At 59.3% G+C, this 24,002-nt stretch carries 15 protein-coding genes; 6 read left to right on the forward strand and 9 right to left on the reverse strand.

Features of this window, described 5'->3' with window-relative positions; translation table 11 throughout:
• Window positions 1-23: 23 nt before the first annotated feature.
• The 4 genes from dnaN to gyrB all read left to right on the forward strand — a co-directional run bounded on the left by dnaN (window position 24) and on the right by gyrB (window position 6,147).
• Window positions 24-1,127: a DNA polymerase III subunit beta gene (dnaN, locus tag ABIE59_RS11475; RefSeq protein ID WP_354446976.1), complete on the forward strand. Its 1,104-nt coding sequence runs from the start codon at window positions 24-26 to the stop codon at window positions 1,125-1,127.
• Window positions 1,128-1,145: 18 nt separating this feature from the next.
• Window positions 1,146-2,417 (forward strand): ABC1 kinase family protein, encoded by a 1,272-nt coding sequence (locus ABIE59_RS11480; protein WP_354446978.1) that lies wholly within the window; start codon window positions 1,146-1,148, stop codon window positions 2,415-2,417.
• A gap of 98 nt (window positions 2,418-2,515) precedes the next feature.
• Window positions 2,516-3,658 (forward strand): DNA replication/repair protein RecF, encoded by a 1,143-nt coding sequence (gene recF, locus ABIE59_RS11485; protein WP_354446980.1) that lies wholly within the window; start codon window positions 2,516-2,518, stop codon window positions 3,656-3,658.
• 74 nt (window positions 3,659-3,732) lie between these two features.
• Window positions 3,733-6,147, forward strand: coding sequence for a DNA topoisomerase (ATP-hydrolyzing) subunit B (gene gyrB / locus ABIE59_RS11490; RefSeq protein ID WP_354446982.1), 2,415 nt, complete (start codon window positions 3,733-3,735; stop codon window positions 6,145-6,147).
• A gap of 89 nt (window positions 6,148-6,236) precedes the next feature.
• Here the strand turns inward: gyrB and ABIE59_RS11495 are convergent, their stop codons facing one another.
• The 3 genes from ABIE59_RS11495 to ABIE59_RS11505 all read right to left on the reverse strand — a co-directional run bounded on the left by ABIE59_RS11495 (window position 6,237) and on the right by ABIE59_RS11505 (window position 10,370).
• Window positions 6,237-6,998: a VC0807 family protein gene (locus tag ABIE59_RS11495; RefSeq protein ID WP_354446984.1), complete on the reverse strand. Its 762-nt coding sequence runs from the start codon at window positions 6,996-6,998 to the stop codon at window positions 6,237-6,239.
• A 275-nt stretch (window positions 6,999-7,273) separates the two neighbouring features.
• Window positions 7,274-8,551: an aspartate aminotransferase family protein gene (locus ABIE59_RS11500; protein ID WP_354446986.1), complete on the reverse strand. Its 1,278-nt coding sequence runs from the start codon at window positions 8,549-8,551 to the stop codon at window positions 7,274-7,276.
• Window positions 8,552-8,639: 88 nt separating this feature from the next.
• On the reverse strand, window positions 8,640-10,370 hold the full coding sequence (locus tag ABIE59_RS11505) for an ABC transporter transmembrane domain-containing protein (RefSeq protein ID WP_354447031.1): 1,731 nt from the start codon (window positions 10,368-10,370) through the stop codon (window positions 8,640-8,642).
• Window positions 10,371-10,622: 252 nt separating this feature from the next.
• Here ABIE59_RS11505 and ABIE59_RS11510 point away from each other — a divergent pair, with 252 nt between their 5' ends.
• Window positions 10,623-12,419 carry an ABCB family ABC transporter ATP-binding protein/permease gene (locus ABIE59_RS11510; RefSeq protein ID WP_354446988.1) on the forward strand — a complete coding sequence of 599 codons (1,797 nt, stop codon included), beginning with the start codon at window positions 10,623-10,625 and terminating at the stop codon, window positions 12,417-12,419.
• Window positions 12,420-12,570: 151 nt separating this feature from the next.
• On the opposite strand, the gene recD is transcribed toward ABIE59_RS11510, so the two are convergent.
• The 4 genes from recD to ABIE59_RS11530 form a co-directional block, all read right to left on the reverse strand.
• Window positions 12,571-14,823: an exodeoxyribonuclease V subunit alpha gene (gene recD / locus ABIE59_RS11515; RefSeq protein WP_354446990.1), complete on the reverse strand. Its 2,253-nt coding sequence runs from the start codon at window positions 14,821-14,823 to the stop codon at window positions 12,571-12,573.
• Window positions 14,820-18,545: an exodeoxyribonuclease V subunit beta gene (recB, locus tag ABIE59_RS11520; protein WP_354446992.1), complete on the reverse strand. Its 3,726-nt coding sequence runs from the start codon at window positions 18,543-18,545 to the stop codon at window positions 14,820-14,822. Before recB ends, recD begins: the two co-directional genes overlap by 4 nt.
• Window positions 18,542-22,135 (reverse strand): exodeoxyribonuclease V subunit gamma, encoded by a 3,594-nt coding sequence (gene recC, locus ABIE59_RS11525; RefSeq protein ID WP_354446994.1) that lies wholly within the window; start codon window positions 22,133-22,135, stop codon window positions 18,542-18,544. The genes recB and recC overlap by 4 nt, the downstream gene beginning before the upstream one ends.
• A 177-nt stretch (window positions 22,136-22,312) precedes the next feature.
• Window positions 22,313-22,603, reverse strand: a complete 291-nt coding sequence (locus ABIE59_RS11530) for a DUF6482 family protein (protein WP_354446996.1) — start codon at window positions 22,601-22,603, stop codon at window positions 22,313-22,315.
• Window positions 22,604-22,749: 146 nt separating this feature from the next.
• On the opposite strand from ABIE59_RS11530, the gene ABIE59_RS11535 reads away from it, so the two are divergent.
• Window positions 22,750-23,190 carry a DUF4864 domain-containing protein gene (locus tag ABIE59_RS11535; protein WP_354446998.1) on the forward strand — a complete coding sequence of 147 codons (441 nt, stop codon included), beginning with the start codon at window positions 22,750-22,752 and terminating at the stop codon, window positions 23,188-23,190.
• Window positions 23,191-23,195: 5 nt separating this feature from the next.
• Here the strand turns inward: ABIE59_RS11535 and ABIE59_RS11540 are convergent, their stop codons facing one another.
• On the reverse strand, window positions 23,196-23,423 hold the full coding sequence (locus ABIE59_RS11540; RefSeq protein WP_354447000.1) for a hypothetical protein: 228 nt from the start codon (window positions 23,421-23,423) through the stop codon (window positions 23,196-23,198).
• 15 nt (window positions 23,424-23,438) lie between these two features.
• Window positions 23,439-23,909, reverse strand: coding sequence for a hypothetical protein (locus ABIE59_RS11545; protein WP_354447002.1), 471 nt, complete (start codon window positions 23,907-23,909; stop codon window positions 23,439-23,441).
• Window positions 23,910-24,002 lie beyond the last annotated feature (93 nt).

The raw sequence follows: 24,002 nt of genomic DNA on the forward strand, positions 1-24,002 counted from the left end.
TCCGACAACTGAAGCCGAGTGCCATGAAACTGACCATAAGCCGTGAATCCCTTCTGACTCCCCTGCAAAGCATTGCTGGCGTTGTGGAAAAGAAACAGACCATGCCGGTTTTGTCCAACGTGTTGCTGGAAGCTGAAGACAACACTCTGACACTCACCGGTACCAATATGGAAGTTGAGCTGGTCGGGCGGGTAACGCCGGTCCATGTGGACCAACCGGGCAGGATCACGGTACCGGCCAGGAAGCTGTCAGATATCTGTCGGGCACTGGGTGATGAAGCCCCGATCGATCTGGCGCTGGAAGGCGACCGGCTGCACGTGCGCGCCGGCAATTCTCATTTTACCTTGTCGACCCTGCCGGCTGAGCATTTCCCCAATGTGGAAGACGAGCCGGAAAGTTTTCGCCTGGAGCTGCCGCAGAAAGAACTCGGCCGTATGCTGGACGCCACGGCGTTTGCCATGGCACAGCAGGATGTTCGGTATTACCTTAACGGTCTGTTGCTGGAAGTTGACAGTGGCCATGTGCGGGTGGTGGCGACCGATGGCCACCGGTTGGCCATGGCGCATTCCGACCTGAAAACCGGTTGTCCTGAACCACGGCAGGTGATTGTGCCCAGAAAAGGTGTGCTTGAACTGGCCCGGCTGCTTGACGATGTGGAATCGCCGGTCACCCTGGTCATTGGTGATAACCACCTGCGTGCGACAGTCGGAGCCTACACGTTTACCTCCAAACTGATTGAGGGCAAGTTCCCGGACTACAACCGGGTTATTCCCCGGGGTGGGGATAAAGTGGTACTTGCCGATCGGTCCACCCTCAAGAACACCTTGCAGCGAGCCGGTATTCTGTCTCACGAGAACATTCGTGGCGTGCGTTTGAACCTGGCACCGGGCGAGTTGCAGGTATTCGCCAACAACCCGGACCAGGAACAGGCCGAAGATGCACTGCCAGTGGATTATCAGGGCGAATCCCTTCAGATTGGTTTTAATGTAGGCTACCTGATTGACGTGATGAATGCGCTGGATGAGGCACAGGTGAAGATTACCCTGTCCAATCCCAACAGCAGCGCATTGATCGAAGCAGAGAACGACAACAGCTGCCTGTATGTGGTCATGCCGATGCGGCTGTAATCTTTCCGGAGGAATTTAATGGGTGCCGTAACGAACGGAATCAAAGGTGCTTTCAGGGTTGGTCAGACACTGTCGGTGCTTGGCCGGACTGGTCTGAACTGGGTTCGGGGGGATCGCCCCCCTACCCCGAAACTGCTGCGCCAGACGTTTGAGAACCTTGGGGCTACTTACATCAAGCTTGGCCAGTTTATTGCGAGCTCCCCTACGTTCTTTCCAAAAGAATACGTGGAAGAGTTTCAGTATTGTCTTGATAGAACTCCCAGTCTTCCGTTTGGCGTGATCAAGCGAATTATTCGCGAAGAGCTGGGTCGGCCGATTGATCAGGTGTATTCGGAAATTGATCCGGTCGCTTTGGCGTCCGCATCGATCGCACAGGTGCATGCGGCGAAACTGGTGACCGGTGAAGACGTGGTGATCAAGGTTCAGAAGCCGGGCGTGGAGAACATTCTGCTGACCGACCTTAACTTCCTGTACCTGTCGGCGCGGATTCTGGAAACCCTGGCGCCAAAGCTGTCCTGGACCTCCCTGTCCGGCATTGTTGAAGAAATTCAGCAGACCATGATGGAGGAATGCGACTTCATCAAGGAAGCCAATAATCTGAAGGTGTTCCGGGAATTCTTGTTGAATACCCATAACGACGACGCGACCGTGCCACGGGTGTATGAACAGTGCAGTACTCGCAGAGTGCTGACCATGGAGCGTTTCTACGGCGTTCCGCTGACGGATCTCGACAGCATTCGCGGTTTTTCCAAGGATCCCGAACGTACCCTGATCACCGCCATGAACACCTGGTTCGCCAGCCTGACCCAGTGTGAGTTTTTCCACGCGGATGTGCACGCTGGCAATCTGATGGTGCTGAAAGATGGCCGCGTCGGGTTTATCGATTTTGGTATTGTCGGGCGTATCCGGCCGGATACCTGGCAGGCGGTGAGCGATTTTATCTCCGCCATTATGGTGGGTAACTTCGATGGCATGGCCGATGCCATGATCCGGATTGGGGTCACCCGCCGCACCGTGCAGGTGAATGAACTCTCCTCAGATCTTCAACGCCTGTATCGCCAGATGGACCGGATGGTCCCGGACGACGTTCCCTATGAAATGGGTCAGGCGGAAGATGACGTCAACAACATACTGATGGATATGGTCAAGGTGGGCGAAAGCCATGGCCTGCACTTTCCCCGGGAATTTGCGCTGTTGCTGAAACAGTTCCTCTATTTCGATCGGTATGTGCATATCCTGGCACCGGAGATGGATGTGTTTATGGATGAACGGTTGACCATGCTCCATTAACGAGCGTCGCCGCCACGCATCTTGTACACTAAGGCAATGTCGCGTTCCGGCATTGCCTTTTTTTGTGCTCCGACCCCGGTGATGAGAATTCCTCCTTTATGGCGCTTGTGAAACTCCAGACCCAGAATTTCCGAAACCTGGCGCCGGACCCTGTCGGTTTTTCACCTTCCTTTAATTTGTTGTACGGCGCTAACGGCAGCGGTAAGTCCAGTGCCTTGGAAGCCATCGCCTACCTTGGCTTGGGGCGATCGTTTCGGGTGAGCCGGCATCAGGCCGTGGTCAGCCATGGCCACAGCAAGTTAACGGTGTTTGGCGCTCTGGACAGTGGGCTCAGCAACAATGAGGACCAAAGTACTTCGGCGGATGGCAGCAAGGGTATCGCCCATCGGCTGGGGATATCCCGGGATGTATCTGCCAAGGAAACAGCGTTAAGGGTTGATGGCGAAGCTGTACGCAGTTTGTCCTTCCTGGCTATGCATCTGCCTGTGTCGGTGATTGACCCGGGGGTATTCGACATTGTGGCCGGTGGTCCCGGAAAACGTCGACAGTTTCTCGACTGGTTAGTGTTCCACGTGGAACCTTCTTTTTCGGTAATGTGGCAACAGTGCCAGAGAGTGACATCACAGCGGAATCAAACGCTCAGAAATGGTAGACTGGACGAATCGCTGCTCCGGGTCTGGGACAGTCAGTTCGGCGCCCTGGCGGAATCCCTGAGTGATATCAGGGAGCAGGTTTTCAGGAAGTTCAAAGTGGCGTTTGAGGCGGTGCTTCAGGAACTGGACGCCAGCTGGACGGATGGCCTGAAACTTGAGTTTTATCCAGGTTGGGATCGTTCCCACTCGTTGGTTGAGGTATTGGCGAGCCACCGGGAGCAGGAACGCCGGATGGGGCACACCTTGTACGGTCCCAATCGAGCGGATATCCGGCTCAAGTTTGGCGGTCGCCCGGTCGCGGAAACCTTTTCCCGGGGGCAACAGAAGACCTTGGTTATTCTGATGAAAATAGCCCAGGGAAAGGTATTGAGCGACCTCGGTAAACAGGTAACGTTTCTGCTGGACGATATCAATGCCGAACTGGATGTGCGCCATCGGATCACACTGGCGCACAAGCTTCAGGATTTGCGTTGTCAGGTGTTTATCACCTCTATTGAGCACCCGGAACCTGATGTGCTTTGGGGCGACCGTGATGCACCTGAATACAGAATGTTCCACGTGGAACATGGAAAATTGACGGAAGAATAGATCGGCACAGGGAGCGGCGGCGTTGTTCGCTTTTCCGCTGAACCCGGCCGTTATCACCTTCAGGAGTCTCATTAATGAGCGAATCGAATTACAATTCCTCCAGTATCAAGGTCCTGAAAGGACTGGATGCGGTGCGCAAGCGCCCGGGCATGTACATCGGGGATACCGATGATGGCACCGGCTTGCACCACATGGTCTTTGAGTTGGTGGATAACTCCATCGATGAGGCTCTGGCGGGCTACTGTTCCGAGATTGGCGTAATCATTCACCCTGACGAGTCGGTCAGCGTCAAAGATAATGGCCGGGGCATTCCGGTGGATCTCCACGAAGAAGAAGGTGTTTCCGCCGCTGAAGTTATCATGACCGTTCTGCACGCCGGCGGTAAGTTTGATGATAACTCCTACAAGGTCTCCGGTGGTCTTCATGGTGTGGGTGTGTCGGTTGTAAATGCCCTGTCCTCTACCCTGACCCTGACCATCCGTCGTGAGGGGAAGGTTTACGAGCAGACCTATACCCATGGCGTGCCCAATGCACCCCTGGCAGAGGTTGGTGAGACAGAAGCCTCTGGCACCAAGGTGCACTTTATCCCCTCACCGGAAACCTTTACCCACATCGAGTTTCACTACGATATCCTCGCCAAGCGCCTGCGCGAGCTTGCATTCCTGAACAGCGGTGTGCGCATACGGCTGACCGATGAGCGCAGTGGCAAGGAAGAGGTGTTTGAGTATGAAGGTGGTTTGCGGGCATTCGTAGAACACCTGAACACCAACAAGACGCCGATCAACCGGGTATTTCATTTTAACCGTGACCGGGAGGACGGTATTTCCGTCGAGGTGGCGATGCAGTGGAACGACGCCTTCCAGGAAAACCTCTACTGTTTCACCAACAACATTCCCCAGCGGGACGGTGGTACGCACCTTGCCGGCTTCCGTGCTGCCCTGACGCGTTCCCTGAACAACTACATCGATCATGAAGGCCTGGGCAAAAAGGCCAAAGTAGCCACCTCCGGTGACGACGCCCGGGAAGGCCTTACCGCCATCATCAGCGTTAAAGTGCCAGACCCGAAATTCTCCTCCCAGACCAAGGACAAGCTGGTTTCCTCGGAAGTGAAAACAGCCGTCGAGCAGGAGTTGTACCAAAGCTTTGCAGAATACCTGCAGGAACAGCCAAATGAAGCCAAGCTGATCGTCAACAAGATGATCGAGGCAGCCCGCGCCCGCGAGGCTGCGCGCAAGGCCCGGGACATGACCCGCCGTAAAGGCGCCCTGGACATTGCAGGCCTGCCCGGCAAGCTGGCGGACTGCCAGGAAAAAGATCCGGCTCTGTCTGAACTGTTTATCGTGGAGGGTGATTCTGCGGGTGGCAGTGCCAAGCAGGGTCGCGACCGAAAAACCCAGGCCATCCTGCCCCTGAAAGGTAAGATCCTGAACGTGGAGAAAGCCCGCTTCGACAAGATGCTGTCATCTGCGGAGGTGGGAACCCTGATTACCGCGCTCGGTTGCGGTATTGGTCGGGAAGAGTTCAACCCGGACAAACTGCGCTACCATTCGATCATCATCATGACCGATGCGGACGTGGATGGTTCGCACATCCGTACCCTGCTGCTCACCTTCCTGTTCCGCCAGATGCGGGAAATCATCGAGCGCGGCCACGTGTTCATTGCCATGCCGCCGCTTTACAAGGTCAAGCGTGGTAAGCAGGAACAGTACCTGAAAGACGAGAAGGCAAAAGAAGCCTACCTCACCCAGACCGCCCTGGACGGCGCCCAGCTGTATGTGAACCCGGAGGCTCCGGCGATCAAGGATTCCGCCCTGGAAACCATGGTCAAGGACTACCAGGCGGTGATGGCGATGATTGAACGTCTGTCACGGGCGTACCCTGCCAAGGTACTGCAGCAAATGGTGTACAACACCACTCTCAAGCCCGAACAGCTGAAAGACGAAGCCGCTGTTGCCAAGTGGGTAACCCATCTGGGCGATGGTCTGGAATTGGATACCCGTACCGGCACCAAATATGTGTTCTCGGTCACCCGGGATGAAGAGCGGGGTCTTTACCTGCCGATGGTTACCATCTATGTGCATGGCATTCCCCATGAGCATGTCTTCAGTCACGACTTCTTCGAGTCGTCTTCCTATAAGGCGATCGCCCGCCTGGGTGAGACCCTGGAAGGGTTGATTGACGAAGGTGCCTACGTACAGCGTGGTGAGCGCAAACAGGCCGTGCTGTCATTTGAAGGGGCACTGGACTGGTTGATGAAAGAGGCCCAGCGTGGTCTCAATATCCAGCGCTATAAGGGACTGGGTGAGATGAACCCGGAACAGCTGTGGGAAACCACCATGGACCCGGAAAGTCGCCGCATGATGAAGGTCACCATTGAAGACGCCATCGCTGCCGACCAGATCTTCACCACCCTGATGGGTGATGACGTAGAGCCGCGCCGGGTCTTCATCCAGACCAACGCCCTGGAAGTGACCAATCTGGACGTGTAATCACACTGACAGACTGGCATAAAAAAAACGGTGGCACCCAACGGGGCCACCGTTTTTTGTTATCAGTCAGGAATTTTTATTCCGAGAGATTACTTCGAGGATTCCGCGCGTTTCTGTTCTTTCTCTTTCTCCTTCTCCACCAGGTGCTGAGCCATCACCTCTTCCAGGGTATACCCGGTCAGGCGGCGGATGGTGCGCCAAAGGTAGTAGAAGATCAGCATCATCATGATCATTGAAGGAATGGCGATCATGGGATAGCTCACCAGGGTCATTCGCCCGAGCTCTTCGTTGAACGCCTGAGTGCCCGAGGGGCTGACCACGATCCACTTGGCCAGCACATAGTTCATGATCGAGGAGAACAGGAAGGTACCGGCAAAGAAATAGCTGGCGTTGAGCAGCCGCGCCTCGAACTCGTCAACACAGCCCTTCTCTTCCAGCGAGGCGTGGATCTTATCCACATCCAGAATGTTCGGGTTGTACAGCAGCGTTCGTACCAGTGGGTACTTGGTCCGTGTGGATATCAATACCGCAAGACCAATCACCGCAGGCACCGCCGCCTCCTTGATGGCCAGCCAGCCGGCATCCAGCTCCAGTAACCCGATACCGCCAGTCAGGCCAACGCTGATCAGGCCCAGCAGGGCGATGAAGTTTTTCTTGCGGTAACGGATGAGTTCGAACAATCCCCAGCCAAGAGGAAACGCCAGGCCGATGATCAGCGCGTTGACACTGCCAAGGTGCTCGTCACCACTGAACTTCATCAGAATGACCGAGGGAATGATGATACTGACCAGAAGGTCAATCCACGGTCTGGGTTTGTGGTCGGGAATGGAAGGGTTAGTCTGGGACGTCATGGTTACCGCCTATCGATGAATCGACGGCAGGCGCCTTAAAAGGCACTGCCGGAAAGAGCTTCCGGCAGTATACGACGAATTGAAGGCCGAACGTAACCGGACTCAGAAGCTACCGGACCAGATTGGATAATGGCTTGAATCCAGTTTCCGCGCCCTCGCCGGCGCTGATTCGAATGCCTTTAACACCAGGTGATGTCAGTTGATCCCGATACCAGAAGACAAAAAAAAAGCCGGGCACAAGCCCGGCTCTCTGGAACTGAACGAAAGCGCCAATATCAGGCACCCACCTCCTTCAGGCATTCCTCAACAATGTTCAGGCCCTCTTCCAGTACCTCATCTTCAATGGTGACTGGCATCAGGAACCGCAGAGTGTTGCCGTACATACCGCAGCTAAGCAGTATCAGACCTTTCTCCTTGGCTTTCTTGGTTATCGCGGCGACCAGCTCCGGCATGGGCTTGTGGGATTCCTTGCTTTCCACCAGTTCAAACGCGGCCATCGGCCCCATGTTGCGGGCGTTATCCACGTGGGTAAACTGCTCCTGCCATTGGTCAAACCGTGCCCGGAGTTTCTCACCCAGACGCTGACTCTTGCCGAGAATGTCGTCCTCTTTGATCACATCAAACACCGCCAGAGCGGCTGCACAGGCAGTGGGACTGCCGGTGTAGGTGCCGCCGAGGGAATTCGGGCCAGAGGAGTCCATCACCTTGTCGGTGCCAACGATGGCAGAGATCGGCATACCGTCTGCCATGGACTTGGCCATGGTCATAATGTCTGGCTCAACGCCGCTGTGTTCAATGGCGAACAGTTTGCCAGTGCGGCCGAAGCCACTCTGTACCTCGTCAACGATCATCAGAATGTCGTTATCATCGCAGATCTTGCGAATGGCTTTCAGGAAGCTTGTCGGTGCCGGGTAAAAACCACCCTCGCCCAGAACTGGCTCAAGCACGATGGCGGCGGTTTCGTGGGCCGGGGAATCGGCTTTCATGGTCATTGCCAGACCCCGCAGGGCGTCTTCCTCGGTAATGCCATGGTAGGGCACCGGGTACGGCGCACGATAGACCAGGCCGGGCATGGGGCCGAAGGAGGTCTGGTAAGGGGCGGCTTTGCCGTTCATGGCCATGGTGAAGAAGGTGCGGCCGTGGTAGCCACCATCAAAACAGATGACGTTATTCTTGCCAGTGGCTGCACGGGCAATCTTGACTGCGTTTTCCAGTGCTTCGGCACCGGAGTTAGCCAGCATGACCTTGCCATGTCCCTTGACTGGAACCGCTTCACTGAGTTTCTGTGCCAGCTTCACGTAGCCCTCATAGGGCATTACCGTCTGACAGGTGTGCATCAGCTTGTCGAGCTGGGCTTTAACCGCCTCAACCACTTTCGGGTGCCGGTGGCCAATGTTCAGTACACCGATACCGCCGGCGAAATCGATCATGCGCTTGCCGTCTGCGTCCCAGACTTCGGCATTCAGGGCGTGGTCTGCAAATTGATCATTGGGGCTTGCTGCGCCCGCGGCGACGTATCGCTCTTTGAGTGCCTGCAATTCTTTGTTGCTCACTTTGCTGTTCTCCCTGGTTCAGGATTGAGAAATTCTTTTAACAGTGTAGGGAGTACGCACCCAACACACAAACCGACCAATGGGGCACTCAGGTGTCTGTGTCCCGGAACTGGAGTCTGGCCAGGCGTTGATACAGTTCATTATCACGCATCAGTTCGTCGTGGCTGCCGACGGCCAGCAGCCGACCCTGCTCCAGCACCGCGATGCGGTCGGCGTCTCTCACCGTTGCCAGACGGTGCGCAATCACCAGCGTGGTACGCCCGGCAGTGAGTGCCGGCATGGCTTGCTGGATCAGGTGCTCGCTCTGGGCATCCAGAGCGCTGGTGGCTTCATCCAGTAACAGAATTGGTGCATCCGCCAGCAGCGCACGGGCAATGGCCAGGCGCTGCTTCTGCCCGCCTGACAGCCCCAGTCCGGCATCGCCCAGTGGCGTGTCGTAACCCTTTGGCAGTGCCTGGATAAACTCATCGGCATGAGCAATCCGCGCTGCCTGCTCTACCTCGGATTGCTCGGCGTCGGGCCGGGCATAGCGGATGTTGTCCGCCACGGTGCCATGGAACAACGCCGGGTTCTGGGGTACCAGGGCAAAGCAGCGTCTTAGCGCTTCCAAAGACAAATCGGCGGTGTTTACCCCGTCGATCAGGATCCGCCCGGAATCTGGTTGGTAGAAATGCAGCAACAAGTCAAACAGAGTAGACTTTCCAGCACCGGAGGGACCAACCAGTGCCAGAGTCTCTCCAGGCCGGATATGCAGCGACAGATCCAAGATCGCCGGCAGGGCCTGCCGGCCCGGATAGCTGAAGCCCAGATGCTCGATGGTAATCTCACCGGTAACCGGCCCGGCAAACGACCGGTTTGCCCCGTCCCGCACAAACGCCGGTTCGGTTTGCAGTAGCTCAAACAGCCTGGCCGCCGACCCCGCAGCCCGTTGCAGTTCGCCAATCACCTCACTGATGGCGCCCGCCGCTACGCCAACCAGCAGGCTGTAGAACACAAACGCCGCCAGTTCGCCGGGGGATATCCGGCCGTAAATCACATCCAGCCCACCGATCCAGATCACAATGCCGACCGCCCCCATCACCAGGGAAATCGCCAGCGTGGTCAGCCACGCCCGCTGCCGGATGCGCTCGCGGGCAATGTCAAAAGCCTTCTCGGACACTTCTGAGAAAAACCGCCGGTCGTGGGGCTGGTGGTTGAACGCCTGCACGGTTTTGATTTGGGTGAGGTTCTCCCCCACATAACTGCCCACATCCGCTACCCGATCCTGGCTGAGCCGGGATAACTGCCGAACCCGGCGCCCGAAGAACAGGATCGGCGCGATCACCAGGGGGAAACCCAGCAGGATGATGGCCGCCAGCTTGGCATTGGTGACAAACAGCAGAATCAACCCGCCGATAAGCATCAGCGTGTTGCGCAGGGCAATAGACACAGTGGAGCCAATAACCGATTGCAGCACCGTGGTGTCGGCGGTAAACCGTGACTGGATTTCCAGCGCCCGGTTCTGCTCAAAAAAGCCGGGGTGCAGATCAATCAGGTGGTTGAATACTTTCTTGCGGATATCCGCCACCACCCGCTCGCCAATCCAGGACACCAGGTAGAATCGGGCAAACGAACCAAAGGCCAGGCCGAGCACCAGGATGAAGAACAGACCGATGGCTTTGGCGAGATTTTCCGGTGATTGCGTGGCGAGGCCCTGGTCTACCAGAATACGCAGGCCCTGGCCCAAACCCAGGGTTATGCCGGCAGTGATGACCAGTGCCAGCAGTGCCCCGGCCACGGCGCTGCGGTAGGGGCTGATAAACTCTATGACGAGTTTCAGGGCCTTACGGTGACGAGTGTTAATAATGTGCCTCCAAGGTGTTAGCTGCTGTAGACTCCAGCTTCAATACGGTTTGTTCTCCTGACAAGACCTATCATACAGCTACGTAAGAGCGTGCGGGTGGGTGGGCCTGCCAGGACCGTCAAAAGCCAGGGATGGCTTTTGCCGAGCGTACATGGATGTATCTACAGCGTGTCCTGGCAGGCCCACCCACCCGTGCGTTCGACTTCTCCGAAACCGAAGGAAGACAGAGTGCGCGCCTACGCCGACAACGACTACCCTGCCGACCACAAACCCGATTGGTCGATCATTTCTGGATTATGGCCCTATTTGCTGGAATTCCGTGGCCGCGTTGTGCTGGCGCTGTCATTGCTGGTACTGGCGAAACTGGCCACGGTGGCCACACCGGTCGCCCTGAAATACATCGTCGACTACCTCGACCAGAACCGCGGCGCCGACATGCTGCTGTGGATTCCGGTAGTGCTGGTGGTGGCCTATGGCAGCCTGCGCTTTGGCGCGACCTTGTTCAGTGAACTACGGGATGCCGTCTTCGCCCGGGTGGCGGAACGGGCCATGCGGCGGGTGTCTTTGCGGGTATTTGAGCACTTGCACCGGCGGGAGCTGGGTTTTCACCTGGATCGCAAAACCGGTGGATTAGCTCGGGATATTGAACGGGGCACCAATGGCATCAGCTTCCTGCTCCGCTTCACCTTATTCAATATTGTGCCCACCATCCTGGAAATCCTGTTGGTAGCAGCCATCTTGCTGGTGGTGTTCAACGTCGGCTACGTCCTCGCCATTCTGGTGGCCGTGGTGGTGTATGTGGTGTTCTCCATCAAGATCACCGAGTGGCGAACCAAGTTCGTGCGCGAGGCCAATGCCCGGGACAATCAGTCCAACTCCCGGGCCATCGACAGCCTGCTGAACTACGAAACGGTCAAATACTTCAACAACGAACGCTACGAGGCCGAGCTTTACGACCAGGACCTGGAAGACTGGGAAAAGGCCCGGCTAAAGAACCGCCTGTCCCTGGCCACCCTGAACGCCGGCCAGGCGCTTATCATCGGCGTGGCCCTGATCGTGATCATGGCCATGGCGGTAGGCGAAGTGGCCAGTGGTGAAATCACCCTGGGCGACTTCACCATGATCAACGCCTACCTGATCCAGCTGTTCATCCCCCTGAACGCATTGGGCTTCGTTTACCGGGAAATCCGCCAGGCCCTGGTGAACGTGGAGCGGTTGTTCAAACTGTTGGGTGATGAGCCGGAGATCCTGGATGCAGCGGATGCCAGACCCCTGGCTGTAGATAACGGCGAGGTGCGGTTCGAACATATCCACTTCGCCTACCGGCCGGACCGCCCAATCCTGCAGGATGTGAACTTCACCATCCCCGCCGGCCATACCGTGGCGGTGGTGGGCGCCAGCGGTGCCGGCAAATCTACCCTCGCCCGCTTGCTGTTCCGGTTCTATGAGGTGGATCAGGGGGCTATCCGTATCGATGGCCAGGACATCCGGTCAGTCACCCAGGACTCCCTGCGTTCAGCCATTGGCGTGGTACCGCAAGACACCGTGCTGTTCAACGACACCCTGTACCGGAACCTCGCCTACGGCCGACCCGAAGCGACCGAGGAAGAAGTCTATCGTGCCGCGCGCATGGCCCACCTCGAAGACTTTATCCACAGCCTGCCGGAAGGTTACGACACCAAGGTGGGCGAACGGGGGCTGAAGTTGTCCGGTGGCGAAAAACAGCGAGTGGCGATTGCCCGAGTGATCCTCAAGAACCCGCCGCTGCTGATCTTGGATGAAGCTACCTCGTCTCTGGATTCGCTATCTGAGCAGGCAATTCTCGGCGCATTGAAAGAAGTCAGCCAGCAGAGAACCACCTTGGTGATCGCCCACCGGTTATCCACCATCCGCGACGCGAATACGATTCTGGTGATGGACGGTGGCAGAATTGTCGAAAGCGGAAGTCATAACGAGTTGCTGGCCGCGGGTGGTCACTATGCTCATTTGTGGGAACAGCAGCACCGGAGTGAGGATGACTCCTAGCTGAGCCAGTAAGCGGAGGGCCTTGCCAAAACTGTGCGGAGCCAGGGATGGCGGAGCCCAAGCGTCACAGGGATGTGCCGAAGGAGCGTGTTTTGGCAAGGCCCTCCGCTTACTGGCGTCCCGGAGCCGCCAAAGTTTGGAGCTCCAGTGTCTAGTTATCCACAAGCCGAAGCGCCAGACCCGAGGCCCGCACCACCTGTTGCCCCACACTGTCTTTGAATACCTGCGCATCGCCGGTGATCAGGCTGAACCAGTTCTTGGCCCGGGTAATGCCGGTGTAAACCAGCTCTTTGGTGAGCACCGGGCTCAGGCGGTCCGGCAGCACCAGGCAGGTGTGGTTGAACTCTGAGCCCTGGGATTTGTGCACCGTCATGGCGTATACCGTTTCCAGTTGCTGCAAACGGCTGGGGGAAATCCAGCGAATACCGCCGGTGCTGTCGCCGCTGGGGAAGGCCACCCGCAGGGTGGCTTTGGGCTCGCCATTCGCGGCTTTATCCCAAGGCACGCGGAAGGTGATGCCGATATCCCCGTTCATCAGGCCCAGGTTGTAGTCGTTGCCGGTGACCAGCACCGGGCGGCCGGGGTACCAGCCTTCGGTCTGGTCGATCAGTTTCTCGGCCAGCAGCTGCTGAGCGATCTTCTGGTTCAAACCTTCGACACCCCATGGGCCCCTGCGCAGGGCACACAGAACCTGGAAGTCGTTGAAGGCTTCCAGCACGTTTGAGGCGTGGGCATCCCAGGCTTCCCGGGGACTGTCGGCGGTTAAACCGGAGTTGTGGATAACTTCAAGATAATGGCGATAGCCCACCGGCGGTGGCAGCGCTTTGCCATTGACTACCCGGCCCTGCCCGGCGTTGCGGAAGCTATCCGGGGTGCCGGTGATGGCGTGGTGGCAGATCAGCTCAAGCGTCTGTTCCGGATCGGGTTTCGGCGTATCGCCATTCAGCCAGATCACATCCTCAAACTCAGCATCCCGGATTTGTTTGATCACGGTGCCCGTCATAGCACTTGTATTGACAGCTTCCGCTAACTGCCGAATACCGCTGTCCTGACCGAAGCGGTAACTCTTGCGCAGCATGGCCACGGCCTGGTCGAGGGGCTGGCCGGAGTTATCCACAAGGCTATCCGGTATTTGGGCGCCGGTGATGGCGGCCAGCCAGCGGGCGGTATCCGGGGTGTAGTGGGCGTCGAAGGCGCGCTGGCACAGCTCGCCCAGCACGGCGCCGGCATCCACCGAGGCCAGCTGGTCCTTGTCGCCCAGCAGGATCAGTTGGGCGCTGACGGGCAGGGCGTCGAACACCGAGGCCATCAGGTCGACATCCACCATGGAGGCCTCATCAATTACCAGGATATCCACCAGCAGCGGGTTGTCCCGGTTATGGCGGAACTGGCGGGTGTCTGGGCGGCTGCCCAGTAACCGGTGCAGGGTGGTGACCTTGGTGGGAATGTCGTCCAGTTGCACGGAACCGGGCAGGTCTGCCAGTGGCAGTTTGCTGACCGCGCCTCCAATGGATTCGTTCAGGCGGGCGGCGGCCTTGCCGGTAGGCGCCGCCAGGCGAATGCGGTACTTGCGCCCTGCCCGTTCCGGGTTTTCCCCGGCTACCGCCTGCAAGGCCGCCAGAAGATTCACCACGGTGGTGGTTTTACCGGTGCCCGGGCCGCCGGTGATCACCGCAAAGCGGTTACGGGCGGCCAGGGCGCAGGCCAGTTTCTGATAATCCACCGGTTCGGTGGACCGGAACAGCTTGTCCAGGGCCTGCGACAGGGTTTGCGCGGAGGCTGATTGAGGGACGGCCAGGGGCGATGGCAACGCCAGTCGTTGCTGGATACCTTCGGCGATGCGTTGTTCGTAACGCCAGAATCGGCGCAGGTATAGCCGGTTGCCGTTGAGCACCAGCGGGGCCGGTACCGTTCCCTCGCTCACGGCGAGGGAACCCTGAAGGGCTGCCAGGCAATCGGCTAACTGAACCCGTGACAGCAGTTCCTGTGGATAAAGTCCTTGCAGGTTGGCCACCTCGGCTTCTGAGAGGCCGGTGTTGGCCGGTTCTTCCGGCGGCAGCGCCAACGTATGGCCGGCATCGGCCAGCAGTGTGGCCAGGTCGATGCACACGTGGCCCCGGCCCACCTGGTGGGAGGTCAGCGCCGCCAACAGCAGCACCAGCGGCTGAGGGGTTTCGCCCTGCTCTTCGCTGAGCTCCCGGATCAGCCGGGCAAAGCCGGTATCCAGCGGGCGAATCCAGCCGGCCTGTTGCCATTGCAGTAGCAGGGCCTCGGTTTCGTCAAGGTTAGTCAACAGGTGTGAGTTATCCACAGCCTCCCGTGATTCCGTGGCCGCCTGGTTAAGCGGCGCGTCGTCGCCCAGGTCCAGGGCAAACTGGCTGTCAGTATGGCGGGTACGGCTCATGCGGCCACCTCCCCGGAAACTGGCTCGCCATCGAACAGGGCATCCAGTTGCTCAATCAGTTTCCTCGGTGGCTTGTCGGTAAAGGCGCCGCCGCCGGGGGAATTCACCCCGCGCAGGAACAGGTACACCGCGCCGCCAATGTGCTGGTCGTAGTCGTACCCCGGCAGCCGGGCTTTCAGCAGCCGGTGCAGGGCCAGCAGGTAGAGCACGTATTGCAGGTCGTAGCGTTTATCCAGAATCGCCTGGCCCATGGCCTGGTCGGTGTAGGCGGCGTCGTCCTCGCCGAGGGTATTGGATTTGTAGTCCAGCACGTAATACTGCCCCTTGTGTTCGAACACCAGGTCGATAAAGCCCTTGAGCATGCCGTTGAAGCGGTTGGCCTCGGCCCGGGGCCGGTCGGCGCCGTTCAGGGTGTGGTCGGTGACCAGCTTGTCCAGTGTCTGGATGCTGACGTTGCGGCTTTCAAACCAGAACTCCAGCTCCGGGCGCAGGCTGGTCAGTTGCGCGAGGCTGGCGTTTTGCTGCCCTTCCCGGTCCAGCTTCAGCGGTTTGTCGATCAATGCCAGCAGCCATTGCTGCAGGGGTTCCACCCAGTTGCCCCAGCCCCGGGTGCCGCAGCGGCGGGTCAGCTGCTCGTGCAGCAGCTCGGGGTTATCCACAACCCGCTGGAAGCCCTGGGCCGTGCACCACTCCAGCAATTCGTGCAGGAAGGTGCCGGGGCCGGCGCCCTTGGGGAAATGATGGTGGTTGCGTATGGCGGGTACGGCGGGGGCCTCCCCGGTGTCATCCTGGGCGCTTTCTTCCAGCAGGTTCTGGGTCTGGGCGTCTTCCACCTCGCCGGTGAAGGTAATACCGGTGCCCGCCATGCCGGTGTATTCGATGGTGGAGTAACTGGCAATCCACCAGTCCTCTTTCGCTTCCCGGGTGGAGAGCAGCGCCGGCCCCAGGGCTTCCGGGGCGGTTTCGGTGAATATCGTGCTTTCGGCTTCCGGCAGCGGGCTAATCTGGATTTCCGGGCGGCCTTGCGCCAGCGGGGCCAGGGTTTCGCTGATGGGCTGCTCCGCTGTTCCGGCAATCGCATAGCCCAGGCCACTCTTGTGCCAGTTATCCACAGCCGCCGCACCCACCCAGGTGGCGAACCGGGCCCGGGTCAGTGCCACGTAGAGTTTGCGGATATCTTCGCCCAGGCGTTCCTGATCGGCTTTTTCCAGGTCTTCCGGGGTCGGATCGAACACGGTGACCAGCTTGCCGGTGTCGTCGTGATAGCGAACATACGCCTGCTTCTGGCTTTCTGCCCGGAAGGCGGTGCCGAAGGGCAGGAACACCAGCGGGTATTCCAGGCCCTTGGATTTGTGCACGGTGATCACCTTCACCAGCCCGGCGTCGCTTTCCAGGCGCAGGGTGCGGTGTTCGTCTTCTTCATCGGCGGCCCGCAGAATCTGGGTGAAGTGGTGCACCAGTGCATGTTCGCCATCCAGTTGCAGGCTGTCCTGTTGCAGCAGTTCGGCAATGTGCAGGATGTCGGTCAGTCGTCGCTCACCATCCGGGCGTTGCAGCAGCCGGCCCGGCACTTCGAAGTCCATCAGAAAGCTGCGCAGCATGGGCAACACGCCCTGGCTTTGCCATTGCTGCTGGTAGCCCTCGAAGCGCTCGATTTCCCGTTCCAGCACCAGCTCGTCGGTGAGCAGCAGGTCCAGCGCCTGCCAGCTTTGGCCCAGGGTGGGTGTGGCCAGGGCGGCGCGGATCAGCGCCAGTTGCCGGGGCTCGGCGAAGGCCCGCAGCCAGCACAGCACTTCTTTGGCTTCCCGGGAGGTCAGCACCGAATCCCGGTCGGACAGGTACACGCTCTTGATGCGTCGGCGGCCCAAGGCGTCCCGCACCGCAGCCGCTTCGTTCCGGTTGTTCACCAGCACGGCGATGTCTTTGGGCTCCACCGGCTCGAGGTCAGTCGGGTTATCCGCCAGCACAAAGCCCGCCTGCCCGGCCTGGCCCAGGGTCAGCAGCCGGGCAATTTCACTGGCGCAGGTTTCGGCCACCTCGGCGGTGGCGGTGCCCTTGGCAAGGCCTTTGGGGTTGCCGTCCTTGTCGGTTTCATCGGATTCGAGGGTCCAGAACGCCAGGCTAGGTTGAACCTCTCCGTTCACGGCCCACAGCCGCTTGGTGCCGTTGGCCTTTACGCCCTGGAATGGCAGCGGGGTGCTGTCGCCCTTGCCGAACAGGAAGGCTCCTTTCGGACTGTGTTGGTCGCTGTACTCGAAAACCCGGTTGACGGCGCTGACCATGGTCTCAGCGGAGCGGAAGTTGGTGCCCAGGGTGTAAGTGCGGGCCTGAACACCCAGGCGGGCCTGCAGGTAGGTGTGGATATCGGCGCCCCGGAAGCCGTAGATGGCCTGTTTTGGATCGCCGATCATCAACAGGCAGGTGTTGGCGCTGTTGTCCTGCACCGCGTAAATCCGGTTGAAGATACGGTACTGCACCGGGTCGGTGTCCTGGAACTCGTCAATCAGCGCCACCGGGAACTGGCGGCGGATGGTGGCGGCCAGTTGGTCACCCCGGGGGCCGTGCAGGGCGTCGTCCAGTCGGGTGAGCAGGTCATCAAAGCCCATTTCCGAACGCTGCTGCTTTTCCGCTTCCAGCCGCTCGGCAATCCAGTGGCTGGCGTGCCGCAGGATATCGGACTTGGCGCTGGGCTGATTCTGTCCGAAGTCCAGCAAGGCTTCGATGGCGTCAAACGCCGGGTGATGGGGCGCCGGGCCGTCCCCTTTCAGTATGTTGTCCAGGCCCTCGGGGGTCTGGTTCTTGTAACCGGCGGCGCTGTCCAGCTTCTCCGGCAGCAGGTCATCGGATTCGGCCCAGGCGAGCAGGAATTCCCACACCTTGAGCATGGCGTTCTTGCTGCCGCCGTGCAGGCGTTTGCTTTTGTTCAGATCGATCAGCAGGTCGGTGACTTCCTGCTGCCACTGAGCCCAAGGGTGTGACTTCAATTCATTGGCCCCTGCCAGACGCTCGCTGACTACCTGATTGATGGCCTGATGCACACTCTGGGGCGGGGTGCCCAGGGCCTCCGGGTCGTCAATCAGGTTACGCACCGCTTTGCGCAGGTCGGTGGGGGTTTTCCAGTGGCTCAGGGCTTCGTCCATCAGCGCGGGCGGCAACGGGTACACAAAGGTGCGCCAGTAGTCCCGGGCTACGTCGTCCAGCAGTTCGCTCTGGTCGGTTTCGAGGCTGAGCTTGAACAGGCTGCCGCTGTCGAAGGCGTGTTCGCTGAGCATACGGTTGCAGAAACCGTGAATGGTGGATACCGCGGCTTCGTCCATCCATTCGGCGGCCAGCAGCAGTTTCTTGCGGCAGTCGGGCCAGGTCGCCCGGTCCGGGTAACTGTCATCCCGCAACTTGTGGATAAGTGCGGTTTCCGGGGTGGGTTCGAGTGAGTCGGCGGCCTCGGAAAATACCTCGGCGGCCTGGGTCAGCCGGGTGCGGATGCGGTCTCGCAGCTCCTTGGTGGCGGCATCGGTAAAGGTCACCACCAGCAGGTTGGGCGGCAGCAGGTTCTGCAGCGGGCTGTCTTCGCTTTGGCCATGGCCCAGCACCAGGCGCACATACAGGATGGCGATGGTGAAGGTTTTGCCGGTGCCGGCACTGGCTTCGATCAGGGCACTGCCGCTCAGGGGCAGGGCCAGCGGGTCCAGGTTGGGGGTGTGATTGGTCATCTGGTCGGTCATTCCATGCTCCCGATCTGTTCCGCCGCTGACTTGCCCTGCTCAGCTTCCCACAGCGGCACATAAAGCTGGTGCAGCAGGGCTTCAAACTCGCCACTGGCCAGCAGTAGCTCGGGGCTTTCAAAGGCACCTAGCAGGTAGCCGGTGTCCCGTTCCAGGGCCGTAGTGTAGGCCTGTTCTGCTTCACTGATGGCCCGTTCGTGGTCGCCGATGAATTTCTTGCCGCCGTAGTAACTGGTAATCCAGGCGAAACCGGCCTCACAGTGAATCGGCAGGGCCCGGGTGGTGGCTTCCATCCAGTGGCTCAGAATGGCTTCAAAATGCGGTTGTGCCTGCTCCGGAGCCATCACCGGGAAGTGGAACTTGCGGCCTTCTTCTTTGCCTAGAATCAGGGTTTCAAACGGCTGGCCGCTGAGCTGGCCGGCCAGGTGAATCAGCCACCCCCGCAGCAGGTTGGCGTAGCGGACCTTTTTTGAGTAGCCGGAACCGGTAAGCAGACCGGAGCTGGCGATCACCAGCCGGCACAGCTGCCCTGCGGGGTTGCAACGCAGGTTGTCGATTAAATCCACTACCTCAACCGCGCCGGTGCTATCCGAATACCGAAACTCGAACGGCAAGGGTTCGGCCACCGCTTCCGGCCACTCGGCCAGGGTACTGCGATAGCGCTCGAACAGGTCTGGCAGCCGGCCCGCCAGCTCTGTGCGCAGCCGATGTTCGGTGACGCCCATCCCCAGGTCGCCCCGCCGGGCCATGCGGTCCAGGGTGGTTTGCAGCCGTTCGTGCAATTCTTCTTCGCTGGCGGCTTTGACGACACCCTGCTGAATCAGTTCGTTGTCGAGGCGCCAGCGGTCCAGGCCGTTCAGGTCGAAGTTCTCGTTGTCGGTGTCGTCGTCTTCCACGTCTTCAAAACGCACCTGCAGCCGGCGCTGGTAAAAGGTGTCGATGGGTTTTTTCAGGAAGTTCGCCAGGTCGTTCAGGCTGATGGGTTCTTCCGGGGGCTGATATGGCAGGGCTTCCCGGCCTTGTTCCGAGTTATCCACCGCATGGGCGCTGCGCCACTCCCGCTCGTAGGTAAACAGGCCACGGGCCTGCAACACCTCGGCCAGCGGCTTGGGTTGGGCTTCTTCGCCTTCGCCGACGCCATTGGCTTTCGGGAAATAGCTCCGGCTGAAGGGTTGCAGTGGGTGCTGGGTGGTCAGGGCTTTGGTAATGGAACGATCCGGTTGCCCCGCCACCGTCCACAGGCTGTCCAGGTGGTCCTGCAACTGGCCGATGAGCACTGAGGGGGGCCGTTCGGAATCGTCCTTGATGCTGCGCCCCACCCAGCTGATGTACAGCTGTTCCCGGGCAGAGAGCAGGGCTTCCAGGAACAGGTAGCGGTCGTCTTCCCGGCGGGAACGGTCCCCGGGCCTATAGTCCTGGGCCATCAGGTCGAAATCCACCGGTGGCCGGGAGCGGGGGTAGTCGCCATCGTTCATACCCAGCAGGCACACCTTGCGGAACGGAATGGCGCGCATGGGCATCAGGGTGGCGAAGTTGACCTTGCCGGCGAGGAAACGCTGGTTCAGGCCGCCTTCATCCAGGCCCTGCAGAAGCACGTCTTTGACAATGTTCAGGGGCAGCGGTTGCTGGTCGAGCCCGGCGGCCAGGGCGTCTTCCAACCATTGCTCGAGCTGGCGGCGGAAGCGGTTCAGTAATAACAGGTCCTGGCCTTCCACTTTGTGGAAAAACTGCTCGAGCATGGTGGAGAACAGGGCTTCCCATTGCTCCGGGGTGCGGGTGGTTTGCAGGGCCTGCCAAAGCGTTTCCAGTTGGTGCACGAACTCGCCCAGGCGCCCGGCCAGGCTGGCTTGCAGGCCGCCGATCTCGCCATAGGGTTCTACCCCGCCCCAGGGTTCGTCATCGCCCATGCCGTAACCTAGCAACATGGCCCGCAGGCCGGACTGCCAGGTGTTGCGATCCAGCTCTGCCGGCAGGTCCAGGCTCTCCCGATGCTGGCCGTGCAGACCCCAGCGTATGTTGGCGCCTTCCACCCAGCGCCGGGCCAGGGGAATGTCGTCTTCACTGATATCAAATCGGTCGCGAATGCCGGGTACTTCCAGCAAGCTGATAATTTCGCTCACGCCGAAGCGGCTTCGGGGCAGCGACATCAGGGTTTCCAGGGCAATCAGAACTGGTTCGTGGTAGCGCTGTCCCTGGTCGGAAATGGTAAACGGAATGTGGCGCTTGCGCCCGGGCGAATAGCGGCCAAATACCGCCTTGATGTGGGGTGCGTACACGTTGATGTCCGGCACCATCACAATCACGTCCCGCGGCCGCAGCGTCGGATCGTCATTGAACGCGGCCAGCAGCTGGTCGTGCAGGATTTCCACTTCCCGCTGAGGACCGTGGGCGTCGTGGAACACCACCGAACGGTCGCTGGCCAGATCCACCGTGCGCTGCTGCTGGCGGATTTCCTGCAGTGGTGTCAGGTTGTGGATATCGTTCTGTAACTGGTGCAGCAGGCAGGGGTTATCCACATCGCCATGGTCGGTGAAGATGTCGATTTTCTGCCCCGGGGTCTGGAAACTGGCGCGGTAGTCGTCCGGGTTGTCGAATTCATCCAGCAGGCGAATGTAGTCCCGGCCCTGCTTGCCCCAGGCGGCCAGCAGGGGATTGGCGTGCTGGTGCAGCTGATCCGGGTCGTCAATCTGTGACAATACCGGGTGCGCAGCGCCCCGCTTGCGTTCGGCTTTCAACAGCTCCCGGTCGCTGATGATGTCGGCCCAGTAGAACTGGCAGGGGTTGTGAACACACAGCACCACCTGGCTGAACCGGCTGAGCACGTAAAGCGCTTCCAGCGCTTGCCTCGGTAAGGATGACACCCCGAATACCACAATGCGCTTGGGCAACCGGCCCGGATTGGCGGGCTGGCTGATGCGCTGGCCCTGCTCCATAAAGCGGGTGTGAATCTGCGAGCGGCTGGTGTGGGCCTCGCTGCCCACGTCCTCGACCAGCTTGCGCCAGAGCAGCGGTTGCCACCGGGTTTCCGCATCCACGGCTTTCTCCTCACCCCGGGCGGTAATCACCACATCCTTGCCCTGCTCCCAGGCCGCCAGCCAGTCGGCCCGGAACACCTGGTACTGGTCGAACAGGTCGGCCACTTTCTCCGCCAACTGGAAATTGCGCAAGTCGGTGTCGCTGCCATCCAGGAATCGCGCCAGTGGCGTGAACGCCTCATCCTGCCCCACCAGAGCTGGCAGCAACCGGTACAGTCGCCATACCAGCCGGCGCTTGTCGAAGGGGGATTGCTCCGGTACTTCGCCGTCGGGCAACACGGCCCGGTAGGCCTGCCAGATAAAGCGCGCTGGAAACAGGAAATCCATACCGGCAGCAATGCCGAGGCCGCCTTCCACACCGTCCTCAGTGCGTTTCTCTGCCAGCGCCAGCTTCAGCCACTGGGCAATGCCGTTACTCTGCACCAGGAAGGTTTCGCTCTGCAGAGGCGGCATAGGGTTCTGACGGCAAATGTAGACCACGGCGCGGCGCAGGTCTTCCAGGTGGTTGGCATGGATGGCGTGAAAGCCGGGTTCGATGGAGGGTGCAGCCGCCATGGGATTCCTTGTCTGGTGTTCGGGTCAGTCCTGAGGGTACAGGTTACCGTATGTGACCACAGATGCGGACAGTCTGTAACGGCAGAACGCAGGGAATTATAGATGGCGGGGGCGACAACCTGTGTCGCAGGTTGTCGGGAGGTCAGTGAGGGAGCTCAGTTGGCGGATGTTGCTCGCTTATAACGGCACCCTCATGGTTTCACCGTGGCTATCCGGCATGCCGATCATCTCGTCGGTGCCGGTAGGCGGAATGATCTCCACAGTCTCCACATGAAACTCCCGGAAGAAGTCTCGTGCGGCTGAAGCCCCGGTGAACAGAACGGCTTTTTCGTATGGGTCGCTCAAAACATAACCCTGACCGTCCAGGTAGAACCTGGCCATGTAATAACGCCCTTCCATGGAGACCAGCTCCAGCAATGAAATCGTGTCGTGTTTGTGAGATCTGAGTTCAAGCTCGGTCATCTGCATGGCAGTCTCCATTGGTTTTGTTGTCGTGATAACTGATACGACTGAAAACGATGGGCGGGTTAATTAATGACCATCTGCATTGGATAAATCCACAGACAAAGCGGTATCGTATTGATTAAAAGTTGAACAAAGTATGGGTGGCCGTCATGAGGCTAAGCAGCGTTAACATCAAAACGGGCATCATCCTGGCGCTCGCCGTGGCGTTGGTGTTGGTTCTTGCGTGGTCTTCCAGACCGCTGGCGGACGACGCGGATGCCGATATCCGGGATGCCATCCTCAGTCAGATAGAGGCGTTTGCCAACGACGACGAGGCACAAGCCTGGGAGTATGCCTCAGAAGGGATCAAGCGGCGATTCGGCACCTCCGAAGGGTTTCTGGCCATGGTGCGCGAGGCTTACCCCGCCGTTCACAGCGCCACCGCCATCGAGTTTGCCCAGCGGGTGCCCCATGATGGCTTTGATATTCAGGTGGTTCGACTGCAAGGCCCTGAGGGCAAACGCTGGGATGCCTATTACCGCATGGAGATGACCGACGGCGCCTGGAAGATCGCCGGAGTTCGCTTGCAGCCTGCGGACCTGGGTATCTGACGACCTCAGCGTACCCGGAGACAATCCAGCAGCAGGCCCCTGACAATCTTTTTTGAGGCCTCGTCGACGCAGGAAAAGTCCTGAATGTGCAGCTGTCTTTTTGCCATCAGTCTGGCCAGGCAGTCGGCATCGATACTGATACACACCTGACTACCGGGTTTCCAATCCAGCCACGGTACTTGTTCTGCCCGATTCGTCCGGGACGTTTGCGGGATATTGAATACCATTCCCATAACCCCTCCTTAGCGTTAGTGAGCGACCATTGCCGGACGCCGTCCCCGGGGGGCGAGTGGCGTGGCTGGCCAGTTCAGGTATTCTGTGAAAAAGCTGGCTTGCCGGGACGTATCCAACAGCACCTCAATGCATTGATCGGCGCTGCAACCGCCGCTGGGGCTGCCATAACACGATTCGGCAGATTGCAGGCTTTCCAGGGCACTGAACAGCACGTAGTCTGCCGCGTTGTGATCACCACGGTCCCGCAGGGCACGGCACACCAGAATGGCGGAAAGTGTCAGTTCCACGTGCATGCATTCCGGGTGGTCCGCCCTGGCCAGGCAGGCCAGGTCAAAGGCACTTCCGGTGGCGGAGATCATCTTCTCGGTCTGGTCCGTTTCGCAGTAGGTGAAGGCGTATTCCATCCAGAACAGCCAAAGATCGTTCTGTTCGTTGATGGAGAGTCGGGCAAACATCTGGCGATGGCGCGGGCAGAGAAATTTCATGGCGTCCTCCTTGTCTTGATGCAAATGATAATAGTTATCATTAGAAGGGTTGGCAAGGTGTGTGATGATTAATTTTTGTGCATGGATTACAGT

Origin of the sequence: Marinobacter sp. MBR-99, from assembly GCF_040547575.1 — a bacterium.
In the GTDB taxonomy this organism is placed as follows: Bacteria; Pseudomonadota; Gammaproteobacteria; order Pseudomonadales; family Oleiphilaceae; genus Marinobacter.

Bases quoted from the DNA above. Each gene is read 5' to 3' on its own strand.
- ABIE59_RS11545 (WP_354447002.1), bottom strand. From the start codon at position 23,909: ATGAAATTTCTCTGCCCGCGCCATCGCCAGATGTTTGCCCGACTCTCC.
- gyrB (WP_354446982.1), top strand. From the start codon at position 3,733: ATGAGCGAATCGAATTACAATTCCTCCAGTATCAAGGTCCTGAAAGGA.
- recB (WP_354446992.1), bottom strand. From the start codon at position 18,545: ATGACCGACCAGATGACCAATCACACCCCCAACCTGGACCCGCTGGCC.
- ABIE59_RS11495 (WP_354446984.1), bottom strand. From the start codon at position 6,998: ATGACGTCCCAGACTAACCCTTCCATTCCCGACCACAAACCCAGACCG.
- recF (WP_354446980.1), top strand. From the start codon at position 2,516: ATGGCGCTTGTGAAACTCCAGACCCAGAATTTCCGAAACCTGGCGCCG.
- dnaN (WP_354446976.1), top strand. From the start codon at position 24: ATGAAACTGACCATAAGCCGTGAATCCCTTCTGACTCCCCTGCAAAGC.
- ABIE59_RS11535 (WP_354446998.1), top strand. From the start codon at position 22,750: ATGAGGCTAAGCAGCGTTAACATCAAAACGGGCATCATCCTGGCGCTC.
- ABIE59_RS11480 (WP_354446978.1), top strand. From the start codon at position 1,146: ATGGGTGCCGTAACGAACGGAATCAAAGGTGCTTTCAGGGTTGGTCAG.
- recC (WP_354446994.1), bottom strand. From the start codon at position 22,135: ATGGCGGCTGCACCCTCCATCGAACCCGGCTTTCACGCCATCCATGCC.
- recD (WP_354446990.1), bottom strand. From the start codon at position 14,823: ATGAGCCGTACCCGCCATACTGACAGCCAGTTTGCCCTGGACCTGGGC.
- ABIE59_RS11530 (WP_354446996.1), bottom strand. From the start codon at position 22,603: ATGCAGATGACCGAGCTTGAACTCAGATCTCACAAACACGACACGATT.
- ABIE59_RS11540 (WP_354447000.1), bottom strand. From the start codon at position 23,423: ATGGGAATGGTATTCAATATCCCGCAAACGTCCCGGACGAATCGGGCA.